Genomic DNA, 21,446 nt, shown 5'->3' on the forward strand with positions numbered 1-21,446 from the left:
ATCATGAACACACACCAGGCAACTTTTGTCCGTACCTCAATGATCGAAGGGTCCGCCCCGCCGGTCGCCGAAGGTGGCATCGTCCATTGGCTGCGCGAAAACCTATTCGCGACGCCAAAGGATGCGGTGCTCACCATCGTCAGCCTGCTTGCGCTTGCGTGGCTCGTGCCTCCGGCCATCCAGTGGCTCTTCATCGACGCCGCCTGGACCGGCGGCGGCCGTGGCGTTTGCGCCACGGTTGCTCAAGGAGGCTCGCAGCCGGATGGCTGGAGCGGTGCGTGCTGGGCCTTCGTCAACGCAAAACTCGACCAATTCGCCTACGGCCGCTACCCGCTCGATGAGCGTTGGAGACCGACGCTGGTCGGCATCCTCTTCGTGCTTTTCCTCATTCCGATGTTGATCCCGAAGGCTCCCTTCAAGGGCATCAACGCCATCCTGCTCTTCGCCGTGCTGCCGATCATTTCCTTGATCCTGCTTCCCGGCGGCTGGTTCGGACTGACCTACGTCGAGACGCCGCTCTGGGGCGGTCTGATGGTGACGCTCATCCTTTCGTTCGTCGGCATTGCCGTGTCGTTGCCACTCGGCATTCTTCTGGCACTGGGGCGGCGATCGCATATGCCTGTGATCAAGATGCTCTGCACCGCCTTCATCGAACTGGTGCGCGGCATCCCTCTGATTACCGTGCTCTTCATGGCGAGCGTCATGCTGCCACTGTTCCTGCCGCAGGGCGTTACCTTCGACAAGTTCCTGCGTGCACTGATCGGCGTGTCGTTCTTTGCCTCGGCCTACATGGCCGAAGTGGTGCGCGGCGGCCTCCAGGCTATCCCGAAGGGGCAGTATGAGGGCGCGGATTCCCTCGGCCTCAGCTTCTGGCAGAAGATGAACCTCATCGTGCTGCCACAGGCGCTCAAGCTCGTGATTCCGGGCATCGTCAACACCTTCATCGGCCTCTTCAAGGACACGTCACTGGTGTCGATCATCGGCATGTTCGACCTGCTCGGCATCGTCCGCTTCAACTTTACCGACGCCAACTGGGCCTCTTCGGTAACGCCGATCTCAGGGCTAATTTTCGCTGGCTTCATATTCTGGCTTTTCTGCTTTGGTATGTCGCGCTATTCAGGTTTCATGGAACGCGTGCTCGACACGGCCCATAAACGATAAAATGAGGGGAGGATCGCATGGCAAACGCAGCCACTGCTTCCAAAATGACTGTTTCCGCAACGGATGTCGCAGTCGAAATCACTGGAATGAACAAGTGGTACGGGGACTTCCACGTCCTTCGTGACATCAACCTGAAGGTTATGAAGGGCGAGCGCATCGTCATTGCCGGCCCCTCGGGCTCCGGCAAGTCGACGATGATCCGCTGCATCAATCGCCTCGAAGAGCACCAGAAGGGCAAGATCGTCGTCGACGGCATCGAGCTCACCAACGATCTGAAGAAGATCGACGAAGTGCGCCGCGAAGTCGGCATGGTGTTTCAGCACTTCAACCTCTTCCCGCACCTGACGATCCTCGAAAACTGCACGCTTGCGCCGATCTGGGTGCGCAAGATGCCGAAGAAGCAGGCCGAAGAAATCGCGATGCACTTCCTGAAGCGCGTCAAGATCCCCGAGCAGGCCAACAAGTATCCGGGCCAGCTCTCGGGCGGCCAGCAGCAGCGCGTGGCGATCGCCCGCTCGCTGTGCATGAAGCCGAAGATTCTGCTGTTCGATGAGCCGACCTCGGCGCTCGACCCGGAAATGGTCAAGGAAGTGCTCGACACCATGGTGTCGCTCGCCGAAGAAGGCATGACCATGCTGTGCGTAACCCACGAAATGGGCTTCGCCCGCCAGGTTGCCAACCGCGTGATCTTCATGGACCAGGGCCAGATCGTCGAGCAGAACTCGCCGGCTGAGTTCTTCGACAATCCGCAGCACGAACGCACCAAGCTCTTCCTCAGCCAGATCCTGCACTAGGACCGGACGAGACGACGCAAAAAGAAGCCCGCCTCATCGAGGCGGGTTTTTTCGTTCTGTCCGTTATCGATCCTACTCGACGCGATAGCGCAGGGTGCCGACTGACCAATGGATTCCGCGCGTGTCGAGATCTTCGGTCCAGTTCTTCTGCAGCCGCGCGACGATCTCGCTCAAGGTCTCGCGCGCATCGACCTCCACCTTGAGGCCCCGCGATATCGGCGCAAGATCGCTCAAGTCGACAGCATCGCTGACGACAAGCGCCACGAAAATGCCGTCCCCCTCGCCCGAGGCCTCGAAATCGAAGCCGTAATATTCATCCGGCAAGGTCAGCGGCACGTCCGGCGCCAACGTCGTGATCTTTTGCGCGAACTCGTTCGGGAAAATCTGTGTTGCCTTGCCCTGGCTGTTGACGTCGAAAAGCAAGAGATTGCCGGCCGTGTGGCTGTTGACCGTCAGTTTGAAGACTTCGCCGGCCTTCATGGTGGTCGGCTTGTCGATAGAGAGCATGACATCGCCGGCTTCGCTCTTGCCGATGATATCACCGACGGCATCGATGGGGTTGACCGCCTGATAGCTCGGCACCGCTATTTTCGGAGTAATGGTATACGCACCCTGCCCGCTGCCATCCGCATCGCGCTTTTCCGGCACCATCGCGCTGTCGCCGAGCGCCTCGGGTTTGCCTTCCAATTGCGGGTCGAGATTGCCGCATTGCTCCTGCAAGGCGCAGTAGGAGGCAGATTGCGCCTTTACATATCCAAGAAGCTCGGCGTTGCTCGTCAATCCGTTGCCATTGCCATCGGCAGCGTCGCCGGTCTGGCCGGCGACGAAGGCTGCGGTGAAAACTCCGTGCCGATCCGCTGTCGGTAGCCGGACATCGTCCCAGGCGACCTGATAGGGCGCCGCCGCACTCCAGGCGGTCACCCCGGCATCGACGAGCTTCGGCTTGTCGACGAGGGCAAGATCGATCCTAAGGCCGCGGGTCAGCGCTTGCTCGACCGGCTTGGCATCGGGACGCGGGAGAAAGCGGGCGCCGTCGATAGGCTTTGTGATGTCCTCGGACAGCGACCGGGAGATCGTGCCGGAGTGACAGGCGTCGATCACGACCGTCACAGCGCGCCCCTTCAGGCGCTCCAGCACCGCATCGATCTCGTCGTCGAGGACAGCGCCTTGCCAGTCCGTTTCACCGGCGGCAATGTCGGCAGGCGCAATCGCTTCATCCAGCCCATCCGCTTCGTCGCCATCCGCATCCTTCACCTGCAGGCCGTGGCCTGAAAAATAGAGATAGACGCGATCGCCGGGCTTCGTCGCATCGACAAGCCAGCCGTTCATGGATGACAGGATTTCAGCTCTGGTCGCCTGCCCGTCCTTCAGCACGCGGATCGAGGCACTGTCGAAGCCGAGCCGTTCCGTGAGGAGCCTTTGCATCGCCACCAGATCGTTCGCCGGTCCGAGCAGGGAAAACTCCGTCGGCAGGTTCTGATAGTTGCCGACCCCGATCAGCAAAGCCCGATCTCCGGCGACCGCAGGCGCAGCCAGCAGCATGAAACACGCAAGGGCGTGAAGGAACGACAGCCCCGATCTGGCGCCCATGCTCATTGGCCCTGGCCTCTCGTGTAAAGCGGTTGAACTGCGATCGTACTCTCACTCCCCTCCAGGCGCGTTTCGAGCAAGCGTAGCAGGGCCGCCGCGTCGAGGTTCGAATTGGCAAAGGCGGCCGCGATCGCGTCGACAGGCGCATTGGTCGCGATGACGACCAGATGGTCCGCACCGAAGGGCTTGACCACCTCCAGGTCACGCAGCTTGAAGGCATGGCTTTCGCTGCCGGCAATCTGCACGTCGAGCAGTTGCGCTTCGCCGGTATTGGCGAGGTTAAAGACCAGCATGTTGGCATAGCCGCCCTGCGGCGCCTCGACGTTCAGGCGGTCGCCGGCAAAATAAATGTCCTTGACGGGCTTCAGCGAAACGGCTCCCGGGCTCTGCGCCGCAAGCGCTTTCAGAAAATCCACCAGGATGAATTTGTCGACCGCGCCCTGGAGCCTTTCGGGCGCGACATGTTCCGCGGCGACGTCCCCGTTCGGCGTATAGAAGACACCGGATGCCGCCTCCCACCGGTAGGGCACGCCATCGCCACCGATATTGGCAAGATCAGGCATGTCACCGACGACGCTCAATGGCAACTTGCCCGTCCATCCGGTTTCGCGCGGCGACTTCAGTGCATGCTTCGTGCCGCTCACTGTTGGCGCCACGCCGACCTTGGCGCTGCGCGGCAGGGACAGCACGATCTCCTTGTCGGAGCGCGCCAGTTGTGGCGTGAAGTTCGGCACCTGCAGGGCTTCCGACTGCAGCTTGACGTTGGAAAACACGTAGTCTTCGAGTTCGACCCGCGAAATCCGCCCGTCGCCATCGCGATCGGCGGCACCTTCCAATGCACGGGCAAAACTCCAGCTCAGGGCGCCGCGGGGCTCGCCGCCGATAACCACTTCCGGGGTCGGCTGGCTTTCGAGCGATGCGGCGAGGATCGTCACCTGCGACAGCTCCACGTCCCTCACCTTGGCGCCGGACAGCGCCTCCTTGGATGGCGGCGGCAGCTTGGCGCGCACCATCGGCGCCAGCCGCGTCTTGCCGGAGATCGAGCGGTTCATGCCGCCTGAATAACAGCTGTCCGAGACGAACAGGACATGAATGCCCTTGGCTTCCGCCTCCGCGAACCAGGCACTGAGCTCGTTGTCGACGATGATTTCGCTCGCCGTCTCCTCAGCACGCGCCCGGTCGAAGCCCGGCAACTCCAGGAATTCGTCGAGCCCGTCCTCCTCACTGCCGGCGACGAGCTCCGGCATCTGCGCGCCGTGCCCGGCATAGGTGAAGACGATCGTATCACCATGCTCAGCGGTCGTCACAAGCTCGCCCCAGGCCGCACGGATTGCATCCTTGGTCGCCTGTTCGTTGATGAATTGGCGGATCGGGGCGACATCCGCCGCCTTCAGCGCCTGCGTGACGTCTTGCGCATCGCGGACGGCACCATCGAGGCTTACTTCGTGCGGATACTTGTCCACCCCGACGACCAGCGCCGAGGTCGAGGCCATCGCCGGGGCCGCCGGCAATGCGAGCAAGCTCATCGCAAGCAGGGTTCTGCACGGCACTGTCATTTCCCCACATCCACATCCACGCGCCGGTCGAGCTGGTGCAACATCTCCTCGCTATAGGCGGTCGGATCATCCGGCTTGAACGGCTCCTCCTCGCCCTTGCCGATCACGGTCCACATGCCGGGATAGCCGGCATCGACGAGGTAATGCGCCAGTGCCTCGGCGCGGGCGATCGACAATGCCTTGTTCGCCTCGGGCGTACCGACCGGATCGGTGTGACCGATCAGCGTAATCGCGGCCGGCTTTGCGGACTTCAGGCACTCGAACAGATCCCTGGCCGACTCGAGACCTTCGGGCGTAAACTCGGCCGTTCCGAAGACGTAGCGCACCGGCGTCGCCTTCTTCCGGATCGAGACACCACGATAGGAGAACTTGCAGGCGCCGCGCGCAGCGAGCTTGACCGGCTTGGTTGCAGCGAGCCGCATTTCCGAAGCCAGGCGGTCCAGCCGTTCGATATAGGCCTTGTCCGGCGCCATCCAATCGGGCGTCAGTTCCTCGTTTGCCGCATCTTCCAGCGCCCGCTGATAGGAGGTCGCCGCGGCGTCGTAATCCTTGCGCTCGCGCTTGATGTCGCCGAGCGCATCGAGGATCTGCCAGGGGCCGCCGGCGTCGCGGCTTGCGGCCGTCAGTTCCGCTTCGAAGGTTTCAAGCTTCGCGCCTTGCCCCACTGCCGCTGCAACCCGGTTGAAGGTTGCGAGCGCCGCGATCCGCCGGGTGAGCGCGATCTCGGTCGCCGAGCAATCCTTCATGTTTACAGGGTCGGCCGCCACCTTAGTGCCGGCCTCGTCGGCGCGGTTCAGCGCCTCGGAGGCCAGGCGAAGACCGTCGCAGGCCATGACCGGCGCGGTGAAGACCGCCAGAACCGCCGAAGCGAGGAGAAATGCTCGTAGCTGAACCATGACTCGACCATCAATCCTTGATCTCGAACGTCACCATCTGAACACTGCTGGCACCGGCGTCACCCTGCGCTCGCTTGGCCAGGTTGATCGCCAGTCCCCGTGTCGGCGGCAACCGCGACGTCGCGACATATTGGCGTGCCTTCTCCACCGTCAGCTTCTGGTCACCGAGCCCGCCGGCACGGCAGAACGCCAGCATCGTTTCGGCGGGCGCAGGTGTGTCGAAGGTGAGCGTGCCCGTGCCCGGCTGCGGGATCAGGCGCCGCTCGCCCGGCTTAAGCGTGGTGTTGCCGATCATCACGTCCGGGATGACCTCGACGTTGCCGTTCTCCTCGACATAGAGGATTTGCAGCTCGCAGGCCTGGTTGGCGCTGAGTTCGAAGGAAAGCTCGTCGCCAACCTTCGCCGTCGTCGACTTCACGTTCAGGGCCAGCTCGAGCTTGTGGCCAGTCCCCGCATCCTCCTTGCGATAGTCCGGCACGGCGGCTGCGATCGACTGCGGCCTGTCGTCCACCATCGGCTCGGAACCGGCAATGACGATCGCCGTCGTGTCGAGCGGACGGCGCTGGGTGAGCGGCGCCATCAGCAATGCATATTGCTGCTCGACCTCGTTGCGCGGAATGGTTCCGCCCGCTTCCAGCGTCGTCACCCAGTCGAGCCCGAGGCGCAGGACATCGGTGTTCGTCACCCGCTTGATCGCTTCTGAGAATTGCTTGGGCGTCATGTCAAACTCGGCCGCCAGGGCATCGAAGTCGAGCTCGTCTTCGTACTTGTCGGCAAAGTAGGTGATGAGCTCCGCCTCGCCCGGCGCATGCTTGCTCTGGAGGCCCCCATCGGGCGTCGGCTCGGTGACGCCGAGCATCTTCAACGCGTTGACGAAGCGCTCGCGGTCCTTGCGATAGGTTTCGTCCAGTTCCTCCTGCTTCACATACATGGCAAGCAGCACGTCCTGTTGATCCTTGCTGAACAGCGTCGACGTCTCGATTTGCTCGCGCAGCTGATCGCGTTTCGAGAGGATGCCATCGGCGTGGCAATCGACACAGGACCGCGCGTTGATGATCTCGACGCCCTTGCCGATCGGGCGCTTGCGGAAGGACACGATGGTGGTCGGCCCGACATCAAGCTGCTTTCCTGCTGACGTCGAGAGGTAGTAGCCCTGCAGGCCGTTCGGCAACGAGAAGATCATTTCGCCGCCGTCGTGCTCGAAGGGCACGAGGCCCGCGTCGAGCGGTGCCAATTCCCGAGGCCCGTGCGGGAAGCGCTTCAGCACCTGCTTGCCGATGTCGCCGCCGAAATCATAGGACTTCCAGTAGTAGCCGCCGAACGGCATGTCGTGCCGTTCGAGCATGCGGTTGTGGTCGGAAACCCCGGACGAGCCGTCGGCGAATCCGGCCCGCAACACATCGCGCCTGCGAATGTTGCCGGCCACGTCGATCTTGAAGCGCTTTTCGAGTTCGGCGATCTCGGTCGGCAACTTCATCAGCCGGTTGTAGATCTCCGGGCGCGCGCCGTTGCTCATGAACCAGTCGACCCGCATGATCGGCAGTTGCGTCGCCGTTTCCTTCGAAAGGGCCGAAAGCGACGCGTCGCTCTCGGGATCAATCCCATAGAAATAGCGCTTGATCAGGAAGTCATAGTCCACCGCGTCCCATTGCAGTTCGCGCAGATCGACGCGCACCAGCAAGCCATTGGTGCCGTCGACCTCCGTCGGAAGCACCAGCTTTGGCCCGTAGGACAGCGAATTCAGCAGCTTCTTGAAGCCGCCGGCAAGCACGTCCATGCGCTTCATGAAGGTCTGGTCGTCCTCGCAGCCCATCATGCCGTTGTACTGGTCGCGATAGGAAAAGTAGCGCATGTAGGGGCGGTCGAGGGCACTGACCGTCTCGATGTCCTTCAGCGCCGCATCGACGAACTGGCCATAACCCAACATCGGGCGGGCGCGCGCCGGTTTTGCGGCCACCGTCTGCGGCAGGCTCTTTTCGTTCAGTGCGTTGATCCAGTCCTCCAGCACCTTGATCTCTTCGGCAGAGGGGCGCTTGCCAAGCGGCATGCGGCCGCTGACGACAGTCGCGTAGAGCCGTGACTTCGAGGCATCTCCGGGGGTCACGAAGTTTGCGTCGGCGGCAATCGAGGCGAGTTCGCCCGCCGGGTAGCTCCCCTGCGAACTTTCGCCCGGCCCGTGACAGTTGCGGCAGTATCTGCCGATGAAGGCATCTGCCTGCTGCGCCAGCGCCGCATTGCCGCCGCCCAGCGCTTCAGTCGCCGTATTCTCCTTGCAAACGGCCGTGACAGACTGCGCCACCGGCGCGGGGGCCTTCACTTCACGATCGGCAAGGAAGGCATAGATCGCGCGGCGATCGTCGTCAGAAAGAACGCTCAGTCCCTTGGCTATACGCCGCATCACCGGATCGCTGATCGGCGCGCCCGAGAGCTTCTTGCCTTCCTCGATCAGGCCCCTGGTGAAAACGTCGGGCGAGGCAAGACCGGCCATCTTCGTCTTGCTGATGTCGGGCGCGACCGCGCCGCTCAAATCCTTTTCGCCCTCATAGGCGCGCTCCAGGTCGAGCCCATAGGTCGTGGTGCGCGGTGTGTGGCAATCGCCGCAGCCGCCGACATTCTCGACCAGATAGCGGCCGCGCTCGGCTTGCGTCTCCTCGCGCGGCTGATAGGCCGGCACCGTGAAGTGGCTGCGCTTCCAGAGCGTGATCGTCGTCTGGCGACTGAACGGAAAAGCAATCTCATCCTCTTTCGACACCGCATCCGCCTGGGGTAACGTCTCGATATAGGCTTTGATGTCGAGCGCATCCTCCGGCTTCATGCCGCCATAGGAGGTGTAGGGCATAACCGGATAGAGGTTGTTGCCCTCGCGATCGAGACCGACCAGAACCGCATTCAGAAACTGCGCATTGGTCCAGCCGCCGATGCCATTGGCGTGCGGCGAAATGTTCGGCGCATAGAAGGTGCCGATCGCCGTCTTCATCTCCATGCCGCCGGAGAGCAGTTCGGTGTTGTCGCCGGAGCCGTGGCAGGCGCCGCAGCCTGCGGCGTTGAACATGTATTTGCCGTTGTCGACGTTGGCCTTGTAGGTGGAGAAGGCATCCTCAGCGAAGGCATCGCGCGCCGAGGCACCAGCGGGACAGAGCGAGACTGCGACCAGCGCCGCAAATGAAACGGCCCAATATCCGCGGCCAAGACCGGACAATGACGAGGCGCCTTCTCGCTTTCTCTGCAGACCGCGCATGAAACCCACTCCCTAAAACAATAGAATCGCTACTGAAATCCGCTGCACTATCGAAACTGAAATCGCTCGAATTCAACCCGCTTCGGCCGCTTGCCGAGATCTTTCAGGCCTTTGACGATCGCCTCCCTGAGAGGTGGCGGGCCGCAAAACCACAGATCGGCTTCCGCCGGATCGATCGCGCTACCGTTCGCAAGCTTGGCCGCATCCAGGCGCCCGTCCACGGAGGAATCGTGCAGGACAAAAGTGAAGTTGCCGAGCTTTCCGGCCTGCCCCTCGAAGGTCTCCAGGCCGATCGCCTCGCGCCGGTCGCGCACGCAATAGACCATGTGGATGTCCTGCCCCTCGTCGCCATTGAGATGTCGCGCCATCGCCAGGAACGGTGTGACGCCGATGCCGCCGGCGAGCCAGATCTGCTTCTTGCCGCCACGGCGGTGGTTGAAGCGGCCATAGCCACCCTCGAGCTTCAACCGGTCGCCGACAGCGAGTCCGTCCCGCAGGGCCTGGGTGTAGTCGCCAAGCGGCTTGATCGCGAAGCGCACGACCCCGTCAGGCTCGATACCAGCGATCGTAAACGGATGCGGCTCGCGCAGCCCAGGCTTCAGCACCCGCAGAAAACCGAATTGCCCGGGCTTGGCGCGCAAGGCACGCCGCAGCGGCCGCGCCGCAATCACCGTCGCCCCGTCCTCCCGGGCGACATCGAAGACTTCGTAGCCGCGGGTTCTGAGCCAGGGCAGCAGCTGGGTATAGGTGTAGCTCAGGATGCCAAGTGCTGCGAAGGCGTTGAGGTAGACCGCCAGAAGCGCGGTACCGTCATAGGGGCGCTTGATGAACATCTGGTGGAAGGCGACCATCACGAAGAGCAGGCCGATGAAGCGGTGCGTGTAGCGCCACAGATGGTAGGGGATCTCGATCTTCGTCCGCGGTATGATCTTGACGATACTGAGAACGAGCAGCACGACGAAACCGTAGAAGGCATATTTGCCGGCGGATGCAGCAAGCTGGTTCAGACCGCTCGTCAGCGCCAGGCCCTTGAAGTCTGGTTTCAGGAAATAGTGCACGAGGATGAGGCACAGCACCGAGATGCCTATCCTGCGATGAAAATGATAGACACGGTCGAGCCCCCCGAAGAGAGCCTCGACGAACGGCGGGCGCGCGGCCATGAACTGCGCGACGGCCATGCCGACAAAGGCCGCCGACGACGCCATCAGCGAAAATGTCGTCAATGCATTGGTGTGACTGACTGCGGGTACGGCCAGCAGCGCCGCAAATGCCATCAAGGACCAGACCAGAAACGCGCCCACTTGCATCTTGCGCCCCTCAACGCCGATGGCTGACGGTTGTTGCCTTGCCTTGTGCCTGTTGCCTTCGATCCCTAGCGACCAAGGAAACATGCAACCAGCTTCTTGCCGCAACGACCCACGCGCCTCTTTCACGCGGGGCCTTTGTTGGGAGAGTGGCAAGCACCTCTCGGTTCGTCAACACGATTCCTATTGGAAACGTCCTATGAGGTTGGTTTATTCATGCCTTTGAAATTCGTATTTTTTAAGCATTCGCTTATTTTATTGATCACATAGGCAAACCACCCCCTTTGACCTGCACAAAGCCAGGCAACCGGCGCGCTTGCCTGGTTGTATGAAATCGTGCAAGCTACTGATATATCAGAACCAAAGGAACGGCATGTCACCGCAATCTCAGGCTCACCTCGCCTATCTCGCGCTCGAACGCCTGATCGTCACTCTGAAGCTCGAGCCCGGCGCCCTGGTCACCGAGAGGCAGTTGATCGAACTTGCCGGGCTTGGGCGAACACCGGTTCGCGAGGCGATCCAGAAGCTGGCCTGGCAGGGTCTCATGGATATCCGTCCCCGTGTCGGCTTGCAAATCACCACGATCCGGCCGGACGACCAGGTGCATGTCATGCAGACGCGCCAGAAACTGGAGCCGCTTGCCGCCGCCCTCGTCGCAACGCACGCAAGCGCCGAGGAGCGAAGCGCGATGAAAGCTTGCGGTGCGGAGATGGCCACCTGTCTTGATGCGGGCGACATGGAGGGTTTTCTCGTCGCCGACAAGGTGTTCGACGAACTGATGGAAGAAGCCTGCCCCAACCGGTTCCTGACCGCAGCACTTGCCCCGCTGCAGACACATGCGCGCCGCATCTGGTTTGCTTCGTCCTCGCCTGAAAAGATGGCCGGATCGGTCCGCCGCCATGTCACGGTGATCGATGCGATCGAGCGGGCCGACGCTGAAGGCGCGTCGGCCGCGATGGCGGACCTGATGAGCTATCTATCAGACGCCTGAAGAAACCTTGCCTGCACGAGAAGAAACAACGGCAAGCGATTGCTTTCACGGTTGTTTCTTCAACACACTTCAGGCCGTCGGCATCATGCTGCCGGTCTTCAGCCGGCGCACATGCCAGTCGAAAGCCTCTTCCAGAATATGCGGGGTCTGTCCGCCACGGGTGGCGACCGCACGATTGAAGTAATCCGACAAAAGCTCCCGATAGGCCGGGTGGCAGCAGTTTTCGATGATGACGGGTGCGCGCTCCCGCGGCGCCAGGCCGCGCAGATCTGCAAGACCATGCTCGGTCACCAGAATATCGACGTCGTGCTCCGTGTGGTCGACATGGGACACCATCGGCACGACAGACGATATCGCCCCGCCCTTGGCAACCGACTTGGCGACGAAGATCGACAGGAAGGCGTTGCGGGCGAAATCGCCGGAGCCGCCGATACCGTTCATCATGTCGGTACCGCCGACATGGGTCGAGTTGACGTTGCCGTAGATATCGAATTCGAGCGCCGTGTTGATGCCGATGACACCGAGGCGCCGAATGATCTCCGGATGATTGCTCACCTCCTGCGGCCGCAGCACCAGCTTGTCCTTGTAGGCGCGGATGTTGCGGAACACGCGATCAGCCCAGGCGCTGGAAAGCGTCATCGACGAGGCCGAGGCGAAGCTCAGCTTGCCGGCCTCGAAAAGCTCGAACGTGCTGTCTTGCAGCACCTCGCTATACATACGCAGATCATGGAACGGACTGTCGACCAGGCCGCTCAGCACCGAATTGGCGATGACGCCGATGCCCGCCTGCAGCGGGTTGAGCGTCATGTCGAGGCGGCCCTTGCGCACCTCCTCCTGCAAGAAGGCGATCAGATGGCCGGCGATCGCCGTCGTCTCCGCATCCGGCGGAGAGATCCGTGCGGCGCTGTCCTCTTTCTCGGTGACGACGATTGCGACGATCTTTTCCGGATCGACAGGAATGTAGGGCGAGCCCGCACGGCTATCGCAGGCAACGACCGGGATCGGCGTGCGGCTCGGTCGCTTCGCCGGAATGAAGATATCGTGCAGGCCTTCGAGTTCGGGACTGTGGCTGAGATTGAGCTCGACGATCACCTTCTTCGCCAGGATCGCGAAGCTTGCCGAATTGCCGACCGATGTCGACGGAACGATGCCGCCGTCTTCGGTGATCGCCACCGCCTCGACCACTGCATAGTCGATCGGGCTGATCTGGCCGGACCGCAACTGCTCGACGGTTTCCGAGAGATGCTGATCGATGAACATCACCTCGCCGCGGTTGATCGCCGCTCGCAGAACCGGGTCCGACTGGAACGGCAGGCGCCGGGCAAGAACACCCGCCTCTGTCAGCGTCTTGTCGATGTCATGACCGAGCGAGGCGCCCGTCATCAGCGTGATGCGAAACTTCTCCCGTGCGGCCCGTTCGGCCATGGCAAGCGGCACGGCCTTCGCGTCACCGGCCTTGGTGAAGCCGCTCATGCCAATGGTCATGCCGTCCTTGATCAGCGCGGCCGCCTCTTCCGGCGTAGCGATGCGATCACGCAGCGATTTGCAGCGGATCCTGGCTTCCAGGTCGGTTGGCGGAACATGACTCATCGGGCACTCCCAGAAATGGCCCACGAGGCTCATATCAGGACGGCGCGGGCTTGGTTCGTCGTGCGCTTATTTTCGCATGTCTGCGTGCGCACGCTATGAAGATTTGCAGGAGCACGATAGCCGCTCGGACCGCAGGGGGGTACGCAGAATGGGCAAGGCGGAACTACCGCCGACGCATAGCTCGATGGCATTTCGCCTTAAACGACGCGGGGCGCACCCTTGGCGCGCCCCTCTAACGATAAACTGCACAAAAAAGGGTCAGCCGACGAAGGCGCGTTCGATCACGAATTCGGCCGGCTTGTTGTTGGCACCTTCGGTGAGACCAGCGGCCTCGAGGATTTCCTTGGTGTCCTTCAGCATCGCCGTCGAACCGCAGATCATGCCGCGATCGACAGCCGGATCGAGCGGCGGCAGACCGAGATCGGAGAAGAACTTGCCGTTTACCATCAGGTCGGTAATGCGGCCCTTGAACGGGAAGTCTTCGCGGGTCACCGTCGCGTAGTGGCGCAGCTTGTCGCCGACAATCTCGTTCAGGAACTCGTGGTTCCGGATCTCCTCGACCAGATCGAAGCCGTATTTCAGTTCGGCAACATCGCGGCAGGTATGGGTGAGGATCACTTCCTCGAACTTTTCATAGGTCTCGGGATCGCGGATCAGGCTTGCGAAGGGCGCAATGCCGGTGCCGGTCGAGAACATGTAGAGACGGCGCCCGGGAACGAGCGCGTCGAGCACCAGCGTACCGGTCGGCTTCTTGCGCATCAGCACCTTGTCGCCCGGCTTGATCCCCTGCAGGTGCGAGGTCAGCGGGCCATCCGGCACCTTGATCGAGAAGAACTCGAGTTCTTCGTCCCAGGCGGGGCTAGCGATCGAATAGGCGCGATAGACCGGCTTGTCGCCGACCATCAGGCCGATCATCGCGAATTCGCCCGAGCGGAAGCGGAATTCGGCAGGGCGGGTCATGCGGAAGCGGAAGAGCCGATCCGTATAGTGTTCAACGCTGGTCACCGTCTCGACGTAGACGCCTGCCGGTGCCTGGATCGCGAAATCTTCCGTTTTTGCCGGAGCATTCATCTTAGCTACAAGTCCTGTAAATGATGACCCTGTCTATCAACAATAAGCCGATATTCCAAGCTGCGCCTTGTTGAAAGGAAATCTCTTCCAAATATAGTCGCTTTTGGGGATTTCGGCGTGCTTCACACTGTCGCGGCCAACCCTACCCTATGACACCCGGCGCCAGCTATAGGATTTAGCATCGGTCGAGGGCTTGGCGGTCGGCTGGTAGTGCACAGCAATGCCCGGCAGGCGTCCTTCGGACAAACGCTTCAGCGCTGTCGCATTGCTGACAGCGAAGCTTTCGACGCCACAGCGCAGCATCAGCGGGATCTGGTCAATCAGCACGTCGCCGACCGCCCTCACCTCGCCGGTAAAGCCAAGGCGCGCGCGCAGCAGCGACGCATGGCTGAAGGCGCGGCCGTCATTGAACGCCGGGAACGCGACGGCGACCAGCGCAAGGCGATCAAGGTGTGGTGCGAGCTTCGTCACGTCGTCTGCCGGCGCGATGACCACGCCAAGACCGGTTTCGTCGCTGTCTGCAACCTTGCCCAGGAATGCGTCGAGACCGACGATCGCCTTCTCGTTCGAGCCTGCCTTGGTTTCCTCCGTCTCGATGACCCAGGGATCATCGCCCACGAAACCGGTTTCCTTCCAGATTTTCGTCATTTCCGTTCCTCAGCGCCTCAGGCAGCTTCCTGCGCGCTGCCGTAGAGCGCATCCTTGAAGGGTTGTGGGCCGACGCGGCGATAGGCCTCGAGGAAGGTCTCTTGACCGTCGCGGCGCAGTCCCAAGTAGGTGTCGACGATGGTCTCGACGGCGTCGGTCACCTTCTCCGGTTCGAAGCCGCGGCCGATGATCTCGCCGATCGAGGTGTTTTCGTCGCCGGAGCCACCAAGCGTAATCTGATAGAGTTCCGCACCCTTCTTTTCAACGCCAAGCAGCCCGATATGGCCGACATGGTGATGACCGCAGGCATTGATGCAGCCGGAGATCTTGATCTTCAACTCACCGATCTCGGCCTGACGCTCGGGCGAACCGAAGCGGGTCGAAATTTCCTGCGCCACGGGGATGGAGCGCGCATTGGCAAGCGCGCAGTAGTCCAGCCCAGGACAGGCGATGATATCCGTGATCAGGCCGGCATTGGCAGTGGCAAGACCTGAGGCGACCAGCGCGCGGTAGACCGGCTCGAGATCGGCCAGCGCCACATGCGGCAGGATCAGGTTCTGTTCGTGGCTGACTCGGATTTCGTCGAAGGCGTATTCCTCGGCAATATCGGCAACGGCATCCATCTGCGCGTCGCTGGCGTCGCCCGGAATGCCGCCGATCGGCTTCAGCGAGATCGTCACCATGCCGTAGTCCGGGTGCTTGTGCGGCTGCACATTCTGCTGCACCCAACGGGCAAACTCGGGATCGGTCTTCTTCCAGCGCGCGAGGCTCTCCCAGCCTTCAGCACGGTTTTCGAGGGCCGGTGGTGCGAAATAGGTGGAGATCGCCTGGATGTCGGTCTCCGGCAGCTTCAGCTCGGTGTCCTTGAGGGCCGCGAACTCGACTTCGACCTGACGCGACAATTCTTCGGCGCCGGTCTCGTGTACGAGGATCTTGATGCGGGCCTTGTACTTGTTGTCGCGGCGGCCGTGCAGGTTGTACACACGCATGATCGCCGTGGTGTAGGACAACAGGTCCTCCTCCGGCAGGAAGTCGCGGATTTTCTTGGCGATCATCGGCGTGCGGCCCTGACCACCGCCGACATAGACTGCAAAGCCGATGCGGCCGTTTTCGTCCTTCTTCAGGTGCAGACCGATATCATGGACCTGGATTGCGGCGCGGTCGCGCTCAGCGCCAGTGACGGCGATCTTGAACTTGCGCGGCAGGAACGAGAATTCCGGATGTACGCTCGACCACTGTCTCAAGATCTCGGCGTAAGGCCTTGGGTCTGCGACCTCATCGGCGGCCGCGCCGGCAAAGTGATCGGCGGTCACATTGCGAATGCAGTTGCCCGAGGTCTGGAGCGCATGCATCTCGACGCTTGCGAGCTCTTGCAAGATATCCGGCGTGTCGGACAGACGCGGCCAGTTGTACTGGATGTTCTGGCGCGTGGTGAAGTGGCCGTAGCCGCGGTCATATTTGCGCGCGATATGGGCGAGCATGCGCATCTGGCGGCTCGACAGCGTGCCATAGGGAATGGCGACGCGCAGCATATAGGCGTGAAGCTGCAGGTAGACGCCGTTCATCAGGCGCAGCGGCTTGAAGGCGTCTTCGGCAAGCTCGCCACTCAGTCGCCGCTCGACCTGATCGCGGAACTGTTCGACGCGGGAGGAAACGAAGGCGTGGTCGAATTCATCGTAACGGTACATCGGGTATCGGTTCCTCAGGCAGCGTGTTTCGGGCCGGAAAGGCCATTGTAGCCGGCAGCGTAGGGGATCGAGGGGCCTTCAGCGCGGATGCGCTCGCGCATGCGCAGCGGGCGAAGTGTGCCGTTGATCTCTTCGACGTCGACGACGTTGGCATCGACGACCTTGTTGTCATCGAACGCCTGCTTACCGGTGGCTTCGAGCGCCGTCACGGCCTCGGCATGGCGAGCGATGAAGGCATCCTGAAGCTGCTCGACCCAGTTGCCCGCGGCATCCAGCCAGACGGAAATGCCGTCCGAAAGTCGATTTGCCGTCAAAACCTTACTCACCATGACCTCTTCCTCAGTTCAAAATCTGTTCGTCGCGCCCGAAAGCGGCTTCAATGTTTTTCTTCTCGCCACGTGCCTTGCCTGCGACAAGCGGTTCGGACCGCTCGAAATTGGCGCCGGCGACGGCATCGCCGATGATGACCATGACCGGACCTGCAAGCTCGCTGCGGTTTTCGAGATCCGGAAGGTCCTTCAGCGTGCCGTGCAGCAGGCGGCGATCGGCGCGGCTGGCATTCTCGATGACGGCAACCGTCGTTTCCGGCGGAAGACCTGCCTGCATCAGACGACCGGCGACCGACGCCGCAACAGTGCGCCCCATGTAGACGGCGATCGTTGCGCCCGAGACGGCAAGCCGCGCCCAATCGGGCAGGACTTCGCCGGTCAGATCGTGGCCGGTCGTGAAGACCAGCGAGGAGGCAACACCGCGAAGCGTCAGCGGCAGTTCAAAATCGGCCGCCGCGGCGAAGGCCGAAGTGATACCCGGGACGATCTCATAGCTGATACCGGCTTCGCGCATCGCCGCCATCTCTTCGCCGGCGCGGCCATAAACCAAAGGATCTCCGGACTTCAGACGGACGACGCGCTTGCCTTCGGCAGCCAGCGTCACCAGCAGCTGGTTGATCTCGTCTTGGGACTTGGTGTGGCAGCCCTTGCGCTTGCCGACCGACAGGCGCTCGGCGTCACGACGACCCATATCAACGATCGTCTGCGGCACCAGCGCATCATAAACGATCGCATCGGCTTCCATCATCACGCGCTGGGCGCGGAGCGTCAGCAGGTCTTCAGCGCCTGGACCGGCACCGACGAGCCAGACATGGCCCCTCGCCTTCTCGGGCGCATCGAGCAGACGCGAAGCCTCACGGCGGGCAGCAGCCAGATCGCCGCCGGCGACCTTGTCTGCCACCGGCCCCTGGAAAAACCGGCGCCAGAACATGCGGCGGGCAACGCCGCGCGGCACCAGGCGATCGACGGCCTCGCGATAGCTCGCGGCAAGCGAAGCAACGACGCCGAGCGAGGGGGACAGCAGCTGATCTATCTGCGCACGGATCATCTGCGCCAGAACGGGTCCTGCCCCTTCGGTCCCGATGGCGACTGCAACGGGGGCACGGTTCACGAGCGCCGGCGTGAAGAAGTCGCAGAAGTCGGGCTGGTCGACGGCATTTGCCGGGATCTTGCGTTCACGCGCTGCAAGGACGATGCGCTGATCCTCGACGGCATTGCCGGTGGCGGCAAAAACGAGAATAGCGCCGTCGAGCTGCTCGGGTGCGAAGGCGGCCGCGACATGTTCGATCCCACGGTCACGAAGGTATTGTGCGAACTCCGCTTCCGGCGCGTCGGCGAAGACGACGATCGACGCTTCGGTGTTCAGCAGCAGCCGCACCTTGGCAAAGGCTTCGTCGCCATTGCCGAAAACCGCCACGCGCTTTTGCGCGACGCGAAAGAATGCGGGGAAAACGGCGAGCTGCTGCGACATGGTCTGGCGGTCGTTCCTTCTACAGGCTGCGGCGAATATCCCTTATGGCGCACGACAATTGAAGGAACAGAAATTTCAATGCCTTTCCAGGCACGTATTGTTTTGCTCGGCGGTGCACCATTTTGAGCAAATATCTCCGAGCCTGTTCAATCGCCGACCTTGGCGCGGCCATTGCGCCGCATGGGTAACCTCCGTTAAATGCCGTCAACGACCTGCCGGAGGCCCAAAGACATGACAAAACCCGAACTCGCCGAACGGCTTTTGACCGTCATCGAGCAGGATATCCTGCCGCTTACCGAAAAGGGTGTTGCCGCCGGCAACAAGGTCTTCGGCGCAGCGATCCTGCGCAAGTCCGATCTGTCGCTGGTGCTTGCCGAAACCAACAACGAGACGGAAAATCCGCTCTGGCACGGCGAAGTGCACACGCTGAAGCGTTTCTACGAGATGGCGGAGAAACCGGACACGCGCGACCTCATCTTCCTCTCGACGCACGAGCCCTGCTCCATGTGCCTTTCTGCCATCACCTGGGCCGGCTTCGACAATTTCTACTATTTCTTCAGCCACGAGGATTCGCGCGACGCGTTCGCGATCCCGCACGACCTCAAAATTCTGAAGGAGGTCTTCCGGCTGGAACCGGGTGGCTACGCGCAAGACAACGCCTTCTGGCACTCGGCCTCGATTGCTGCACTCTCGAAAGACGCCGATGCCGAAACCCGCGATCGGCTTTCCGCCCAGGATGCCCGCATCCGCGCCCGCTACCAGAGCCTTTCCGACAGCTACCAGTCGGGTAAGGACGACAACGCCATTCCGCTGAACTGAGATCCATGGAACCTTCACGCGACATAACGCGCCTGCTCGACATCATGGCGGCGCTCCGCCAGCCCGAGACCGGCTGCCCCTGGGACATCGTCCAGACCTTCGAGACCATCAAGCCCTATACGATCGAAGAGGCCTATGAGGTTGCCGACGCCATTGAGCGCGGTGACATGCACGACCTCTGCGACGAGCTCGGCGACCTGCTGCTGCAGGTGGTCTTCCACGCCCGTATGGCCGAAGAGGCCGGCGACTTCGCTTTCGGCGACGTCGTTGAGGCGGTGACCCGCAAGATGATCCGCCGGCACCCGCATGTCTTTGCCCGCTCCGACGCCGATACGCCCGAGGCGGTGAAGCTGCAATGGGATGAGATCAAGCAGGCCGAAAAGGCCGAGCGGCAAGAAAAGCGCGCCAAGCGCGGCCTCGCGCCTGATGCAGCCGCAAACCATTTGGGCTCGGTGCAGCGCTCATTTCCGGCGCTCGTAGAAGCCCTGAAGCTGCAGGAGCGCGCCGCAAAAGTCGGCTTCGACTGGTCGGAGCCGGAACCGATCCTCGACAAGATCGAGGAGGAAATCGGCGAGTTGCGCCAGGCTCTGCGAGAAAAGGACCGCGCCAAAGTCAGCGACGAACTGGGCGACCTGATCTTTGCCGTGGTGAACATCGGGCGCCATGTCGGCACCGATCCGGAGATGGCGCTTCGCGGCACCAACACCAAATTCCGCCGCCGCTTCGCCCATATCGAGCGGGAACTCGGCGCGGCCGGCGAGACGCTGGATGAGGCAACGCTGGAGCGGATGGAAGAGCTCTGGCAGGCAGCCAAGGCGATCGAGCGACAGCTGGGCTAGAACGAGCGGGACGCGTGCCCGCCATACGTCCCCTTTCCCAAAGCTGAGGCCGACAGCCCGCTAGCCGCCGACCCCTGGAAAGCTACGGCTTACCAGTCTTCCTCGACGGGCTTCGGCCCGTTTCCAAGGCGACGCTCCAGCTCGGAGGCCTCGTTCTCGGTCAACCTGAGATCAAGGCTCACACGCCCGTCTTCCAGGTCTTCGCGACCGTCGACGATCGCGTGCTGGTAGACCCAGGGCAGAAGCTGCAGCTGATCGATGCCGAGAACGACAGTGCATTCCGTCAGGACGCCGGAAAGACGACGGCCGATTTCGCCGAGCAGTTCGTCGACGCCGTCACCGGTGATCGCGGAAACGGCAACCGTGTTGTTGGACGTCGCCGCTTTGCCGCGCAATGCCTCGCGTGATTCGTCATCCAACCGGTCGATCTTGTTCCAGACCTCGATCAGGCGCTCGGAGGCTTCCTTCTCGTCGATGCCGAGATCGGACAGGATTCTGAGAACGTCGCTTGCTTGTGCCTGGTTGTCCGGGTCCGAGAGGTCGCGGACATGCAGGATCAGATCCGCCTCCAGCACCTCTTCCAGCGTCGCGCGAAACGCGGCTACGAGATGGGTCGGCAGGTCGGAAATGAAGCCGACAGTGTCGGAGAGGATGACCATCCGGCCATGCGGCAGCTTCAGCCGCCGAAGCGTCGGGTCGAGCGTCGCAAACAGCATATCCTCGGCCAGAACGCCTGCCCCGGTCATGCGGTTGAACAGCGTCGACTTGCCGGCATTGGTGTAGCCGACGAGGGCGACGATCGGGTGCGGTACCTTCTTGCGCTTAGAGCGATGCAACTGCCGTGTGCGGCGCACCTGCTCCAACTCGCGCTCGAGCTTGACGATGCGATCCTGCAGCAAGCGCCGGTCCGCTTCGATCTGGGTTTCACCCGGACCGCCCATGAAGCCGCCACCGCCGCGCTGGCGCTCAAGGTGGGTCCAGCTTCGGACCAGGCGGCCCTTCTGATAGTTGAGATGCGCGAGATCGACCTGCAGCGTGCCTTCCTTGGTGGAGGCGCGGCGGCCGAAGATTTCGAGAATGAGGCCCGTACGGTCAATGACCTTGGCGTTCCATTCCTTCTCGAGATTGCGCTGTTGCACCGGCGTCAGCGGATGGTCGACGATGACAAGACCGGCATCGAGCTCGACGAGGATGTGGCCAATCTCTTCGATCTTGCCGGTACCAAGCAAGGTGCCCGGCTTCGGCTGCGCCACCGGAACGATGGCGCCATGCACGACCTCAAGATCGATCGCCATGGCGAGACCGGTCGCCTCTTCGAGGCGACTTTCGTCCGAGCGCGTCGTGGTGGTCGAGAGCATATCTGCGGACTGCCGTCCGGTCTTTTTCAAGACTGGAACGATGACGACCGCGCGCATGTCGTCGCGGAGCTTCTCGAGCTCCGGAATGATCGACGACAATTTT

The 21,446-nt window shown here is 62.1% G+C and carries 17 protein-coding genes; 5 read left to right on the forward strand and 12 right to left on the reverse strand.

Going from position 1 to position 21,446, the window contains the following annotated elements:
* Positions 1–3 precede the first annotated feature (3 nt).
* Positions 4–1,161 carry an amino acid ABC transporter permease gene (locus tag OVA00_RS30780; RefSeq protein ID WP_034796753.1) on the forward strand — a complete coding sequence of 386 codons (1,158 nt, stop codon included), beginning with the start codon at positions 4–6 and terminating at the stop codon, positions 1,159–1,161.
* 17 nt (positions 1,162–1,178) lie between these two features.
* Entirely contained in the window at positions 1,179–1,955 is a 777-nt protein-coding gene (locus OVA00_RS30785) for an amino acid ABC transporter ATP-binding protein (protein WP_064816988.1), read from the forward strand.
* 72 nt (positions 1,956–2,027) lie between these two features.
* Here the strand turns inward: OVA00_RS30785 and OVA00_RS30790 are convergent, their stop codons facing one another.
* From OVA00_RS30790 to OVA00_RS30810, 5 genes are read right to left on the reverse strand one after another with little or no spacing between them, the layout of a single operon-like run.
* Positions 2,028–3,545: a caspase family protein gene (locus OVA00_RS30790; RefSeq protein ID WP_268090253.1), complete on the reverse strand. Its 1,518-nt coding sequence runs from the start codon at positions 3,543–3,545 to the stop codon at positions 2,028–2,030.
* Between the two features lie 2 nt (positions 3,546–3,547).
* On the reverse strand, positions 3,548–5,095 hold the full coding sequence (locus OVA00_RS30795; RefSeq protein ID WP_181529601.1) for a caspase family protein: 1,548 nt from the start codon (positions 5,093–5,095) through the stop codon (positions 3,548–3,550).
* Between the two features lie 2 nt (positions 5,096–5,097).
* Positions 5,098–5,997 carry an OmpA family protein gene (locus OVA00_RS30800; protein WP_268090254.1) on the reverse strand — a complete coding sequence of 300 codons (900 nt, stop codon included), beginning with the start codon at positions 5,995–5,997 and terminating at the stop codon, positions 5,098–5,100.
* Positions 5,998–6,007: 10 nt separating this feature from the next.
* Complete coding sequence (locus OVA00_RS30805; RefSeq protein WP_268090255.1) at positions 6,008–9,235, reverse strand: c-type cytochrome; 3,228 nt, start codon at positions 9,233–9,235, stop codon at positions 6,008–6,010.
* A 47-nt stretch (positions 9,236–9,282) separates the two neighbouring features.
* On the reverse strand, positions 9,283–10,542 hold the full coding sequence (locus OVA00_RS30810; protein WP_112976463.1) for a ferredoxin reductase family protein: 1,260 nt from the start codon (positions 10,540–10,542) through the stop codon (positions 9,283–9,285).
* Between the two features lie 370 nt (positions 10,543–10,912).
* On the opposite strand from OVA00_RS30810, the gene OVA00_RS30815 reads away from it, so the two are divergent.
* The gene (locus OVA00_RS30815; protein ID WP_112976462.1) at positions 10,913–11,530 is read left to right on the forward strand and encodes a GntR family transcriptional regulator; all 618 of its coding nucleotides are present in this window, start codon (positions 10,913–10,915) and stop codon (positions 11,528–11,530) included.
* 69 nt (positions 11,531–11,599) lie between these two features.
* Here OVA00_RS30815 and OVA00_RS30820 read toward each other — a convergent pair whose 3' ends face one another.
* From OVA00_RS30820 to cysG, 6 genes are all read right to left on the reverse strand, one after another.
* Positions 11,600–13,120: an acetyl-CoA hydrolase/transferase family protein gene (locus OVA00_RS30820; protein ID WP_034795713.1), complete on the reverse strand. Its 1,521-nt coding sequence runs from the start codon at positions 13,118–13,120 to the stop codon at positions 11,600–11,602.
* Between the two features lie 258 nt (positions 13,121–13,378).
* Positions 13,379–14,191 (reverse strand): ferredoxin--NADP reductase, encoded by an 813-nt coding sequence (locus OVA00_RS30825; RefSeq protein WP_034795721.1) that lies wholly within the window; start codon positions 14,189–14,191, stop codon positions 13,379–13,381.
* Positions 14,192–14,338: 147 nt separating this feature from the next.
* Complete coding sequence (locus OVA00_RS30830) at positions 14,339–14,839, reverse strand: DUF934 domain-containing protein (protein WP_060582465.1); 501 nt, start codon at positions 14,837–14,839, stop codon at positions 14,339–14,341.
* A gap of 17 nt (positions 14,840–14,856) precedes the next feature.
* A complete protein-coding gene (locus OVA00_RS30835; protein WP_034795728.1) occupies positions 14,857–16,527 on the reverse strand; it encodes a nitrite/sulfite reductase in 1,671 nt (556 codons plus the stop codon).
* 14 nt (positions 16,528–16,541) lie between these two features.
* On the reverse strand, positions 16,542–16,856 hold the full coding sequence (locus tag OVA00_RS30840; RefSeq protein WP_034795732.1) for a DUF2849 domain-containing protein: 315 nt from the start codon (positions 16,854–16,856) through the stop codon (positions 16,542–16,544).
* Positions 16,857–16,866: 10 nt separating this feature from the next.
* A complete protein-coding gene (gene cysG / locus OVA00_RS30845) occupies positions 16,867–18,327 on the reverse strand; it encodes a siroheme synthase CysG (protein ID WP_034795735.1) in 1,461 nt (486 codons plus the stop codon).
* A gap of 231 nt (positions 18,328–18,558) precedes the next feature.
* Between cysG and OVA00_RS30850 the strand changes: the two genes are divergently transcribed.
* On the forward strand, positions 18,559–19,146 hold the full coding sequence (locus OVA00_RS30850) for a deaminase (protein WP_034795738.1): 588 nt from the start codon (positions 18,559–18,561) through the stop codon (positions 19,144–19,146).
* 5 nt (positions 19,147–19,151) lie between these two features.
* Entirely contained in the window at positions 19,152–19,985 is an 834-nt protein-coding gene (gene mazG / locus OVA00_RS30855) for a nucleoside triphosphate pyrophosphohydrolase (RefSeq protein ID WP_034795753.1), read from the forward strand.
* 89 nt (positions 19,986–20,074) lie between these two features.
* On the opposite strand, the gene hflX is transcribed toward mazG, so the two are convergent.
* Positions 20,075–21,400 (reverse strand): GTPase HflX, encoded by a 1,326-nt coding sequence (gene hflX / locus OVA00_RS30860; RefSeq protein ID WP_034796024.1) that lies wholly within the window; start codon positions 21,398–21,400, stop codon positions 20,075–20,077.
* Between the last annotated feature and the right edge of the window lie 46 nt (positions 21,401–21,446).

The sequence above is a fragment of the Ensifer sp. SL37 genome, assembly GCF_026672675.1.
Classification (GTDB): Bacteria; Pseudomonadota; Alphaproteobacteria; order Rhizobiales; family Rhizobiaceae; genus Ensifer; species Ensifer adhaerens.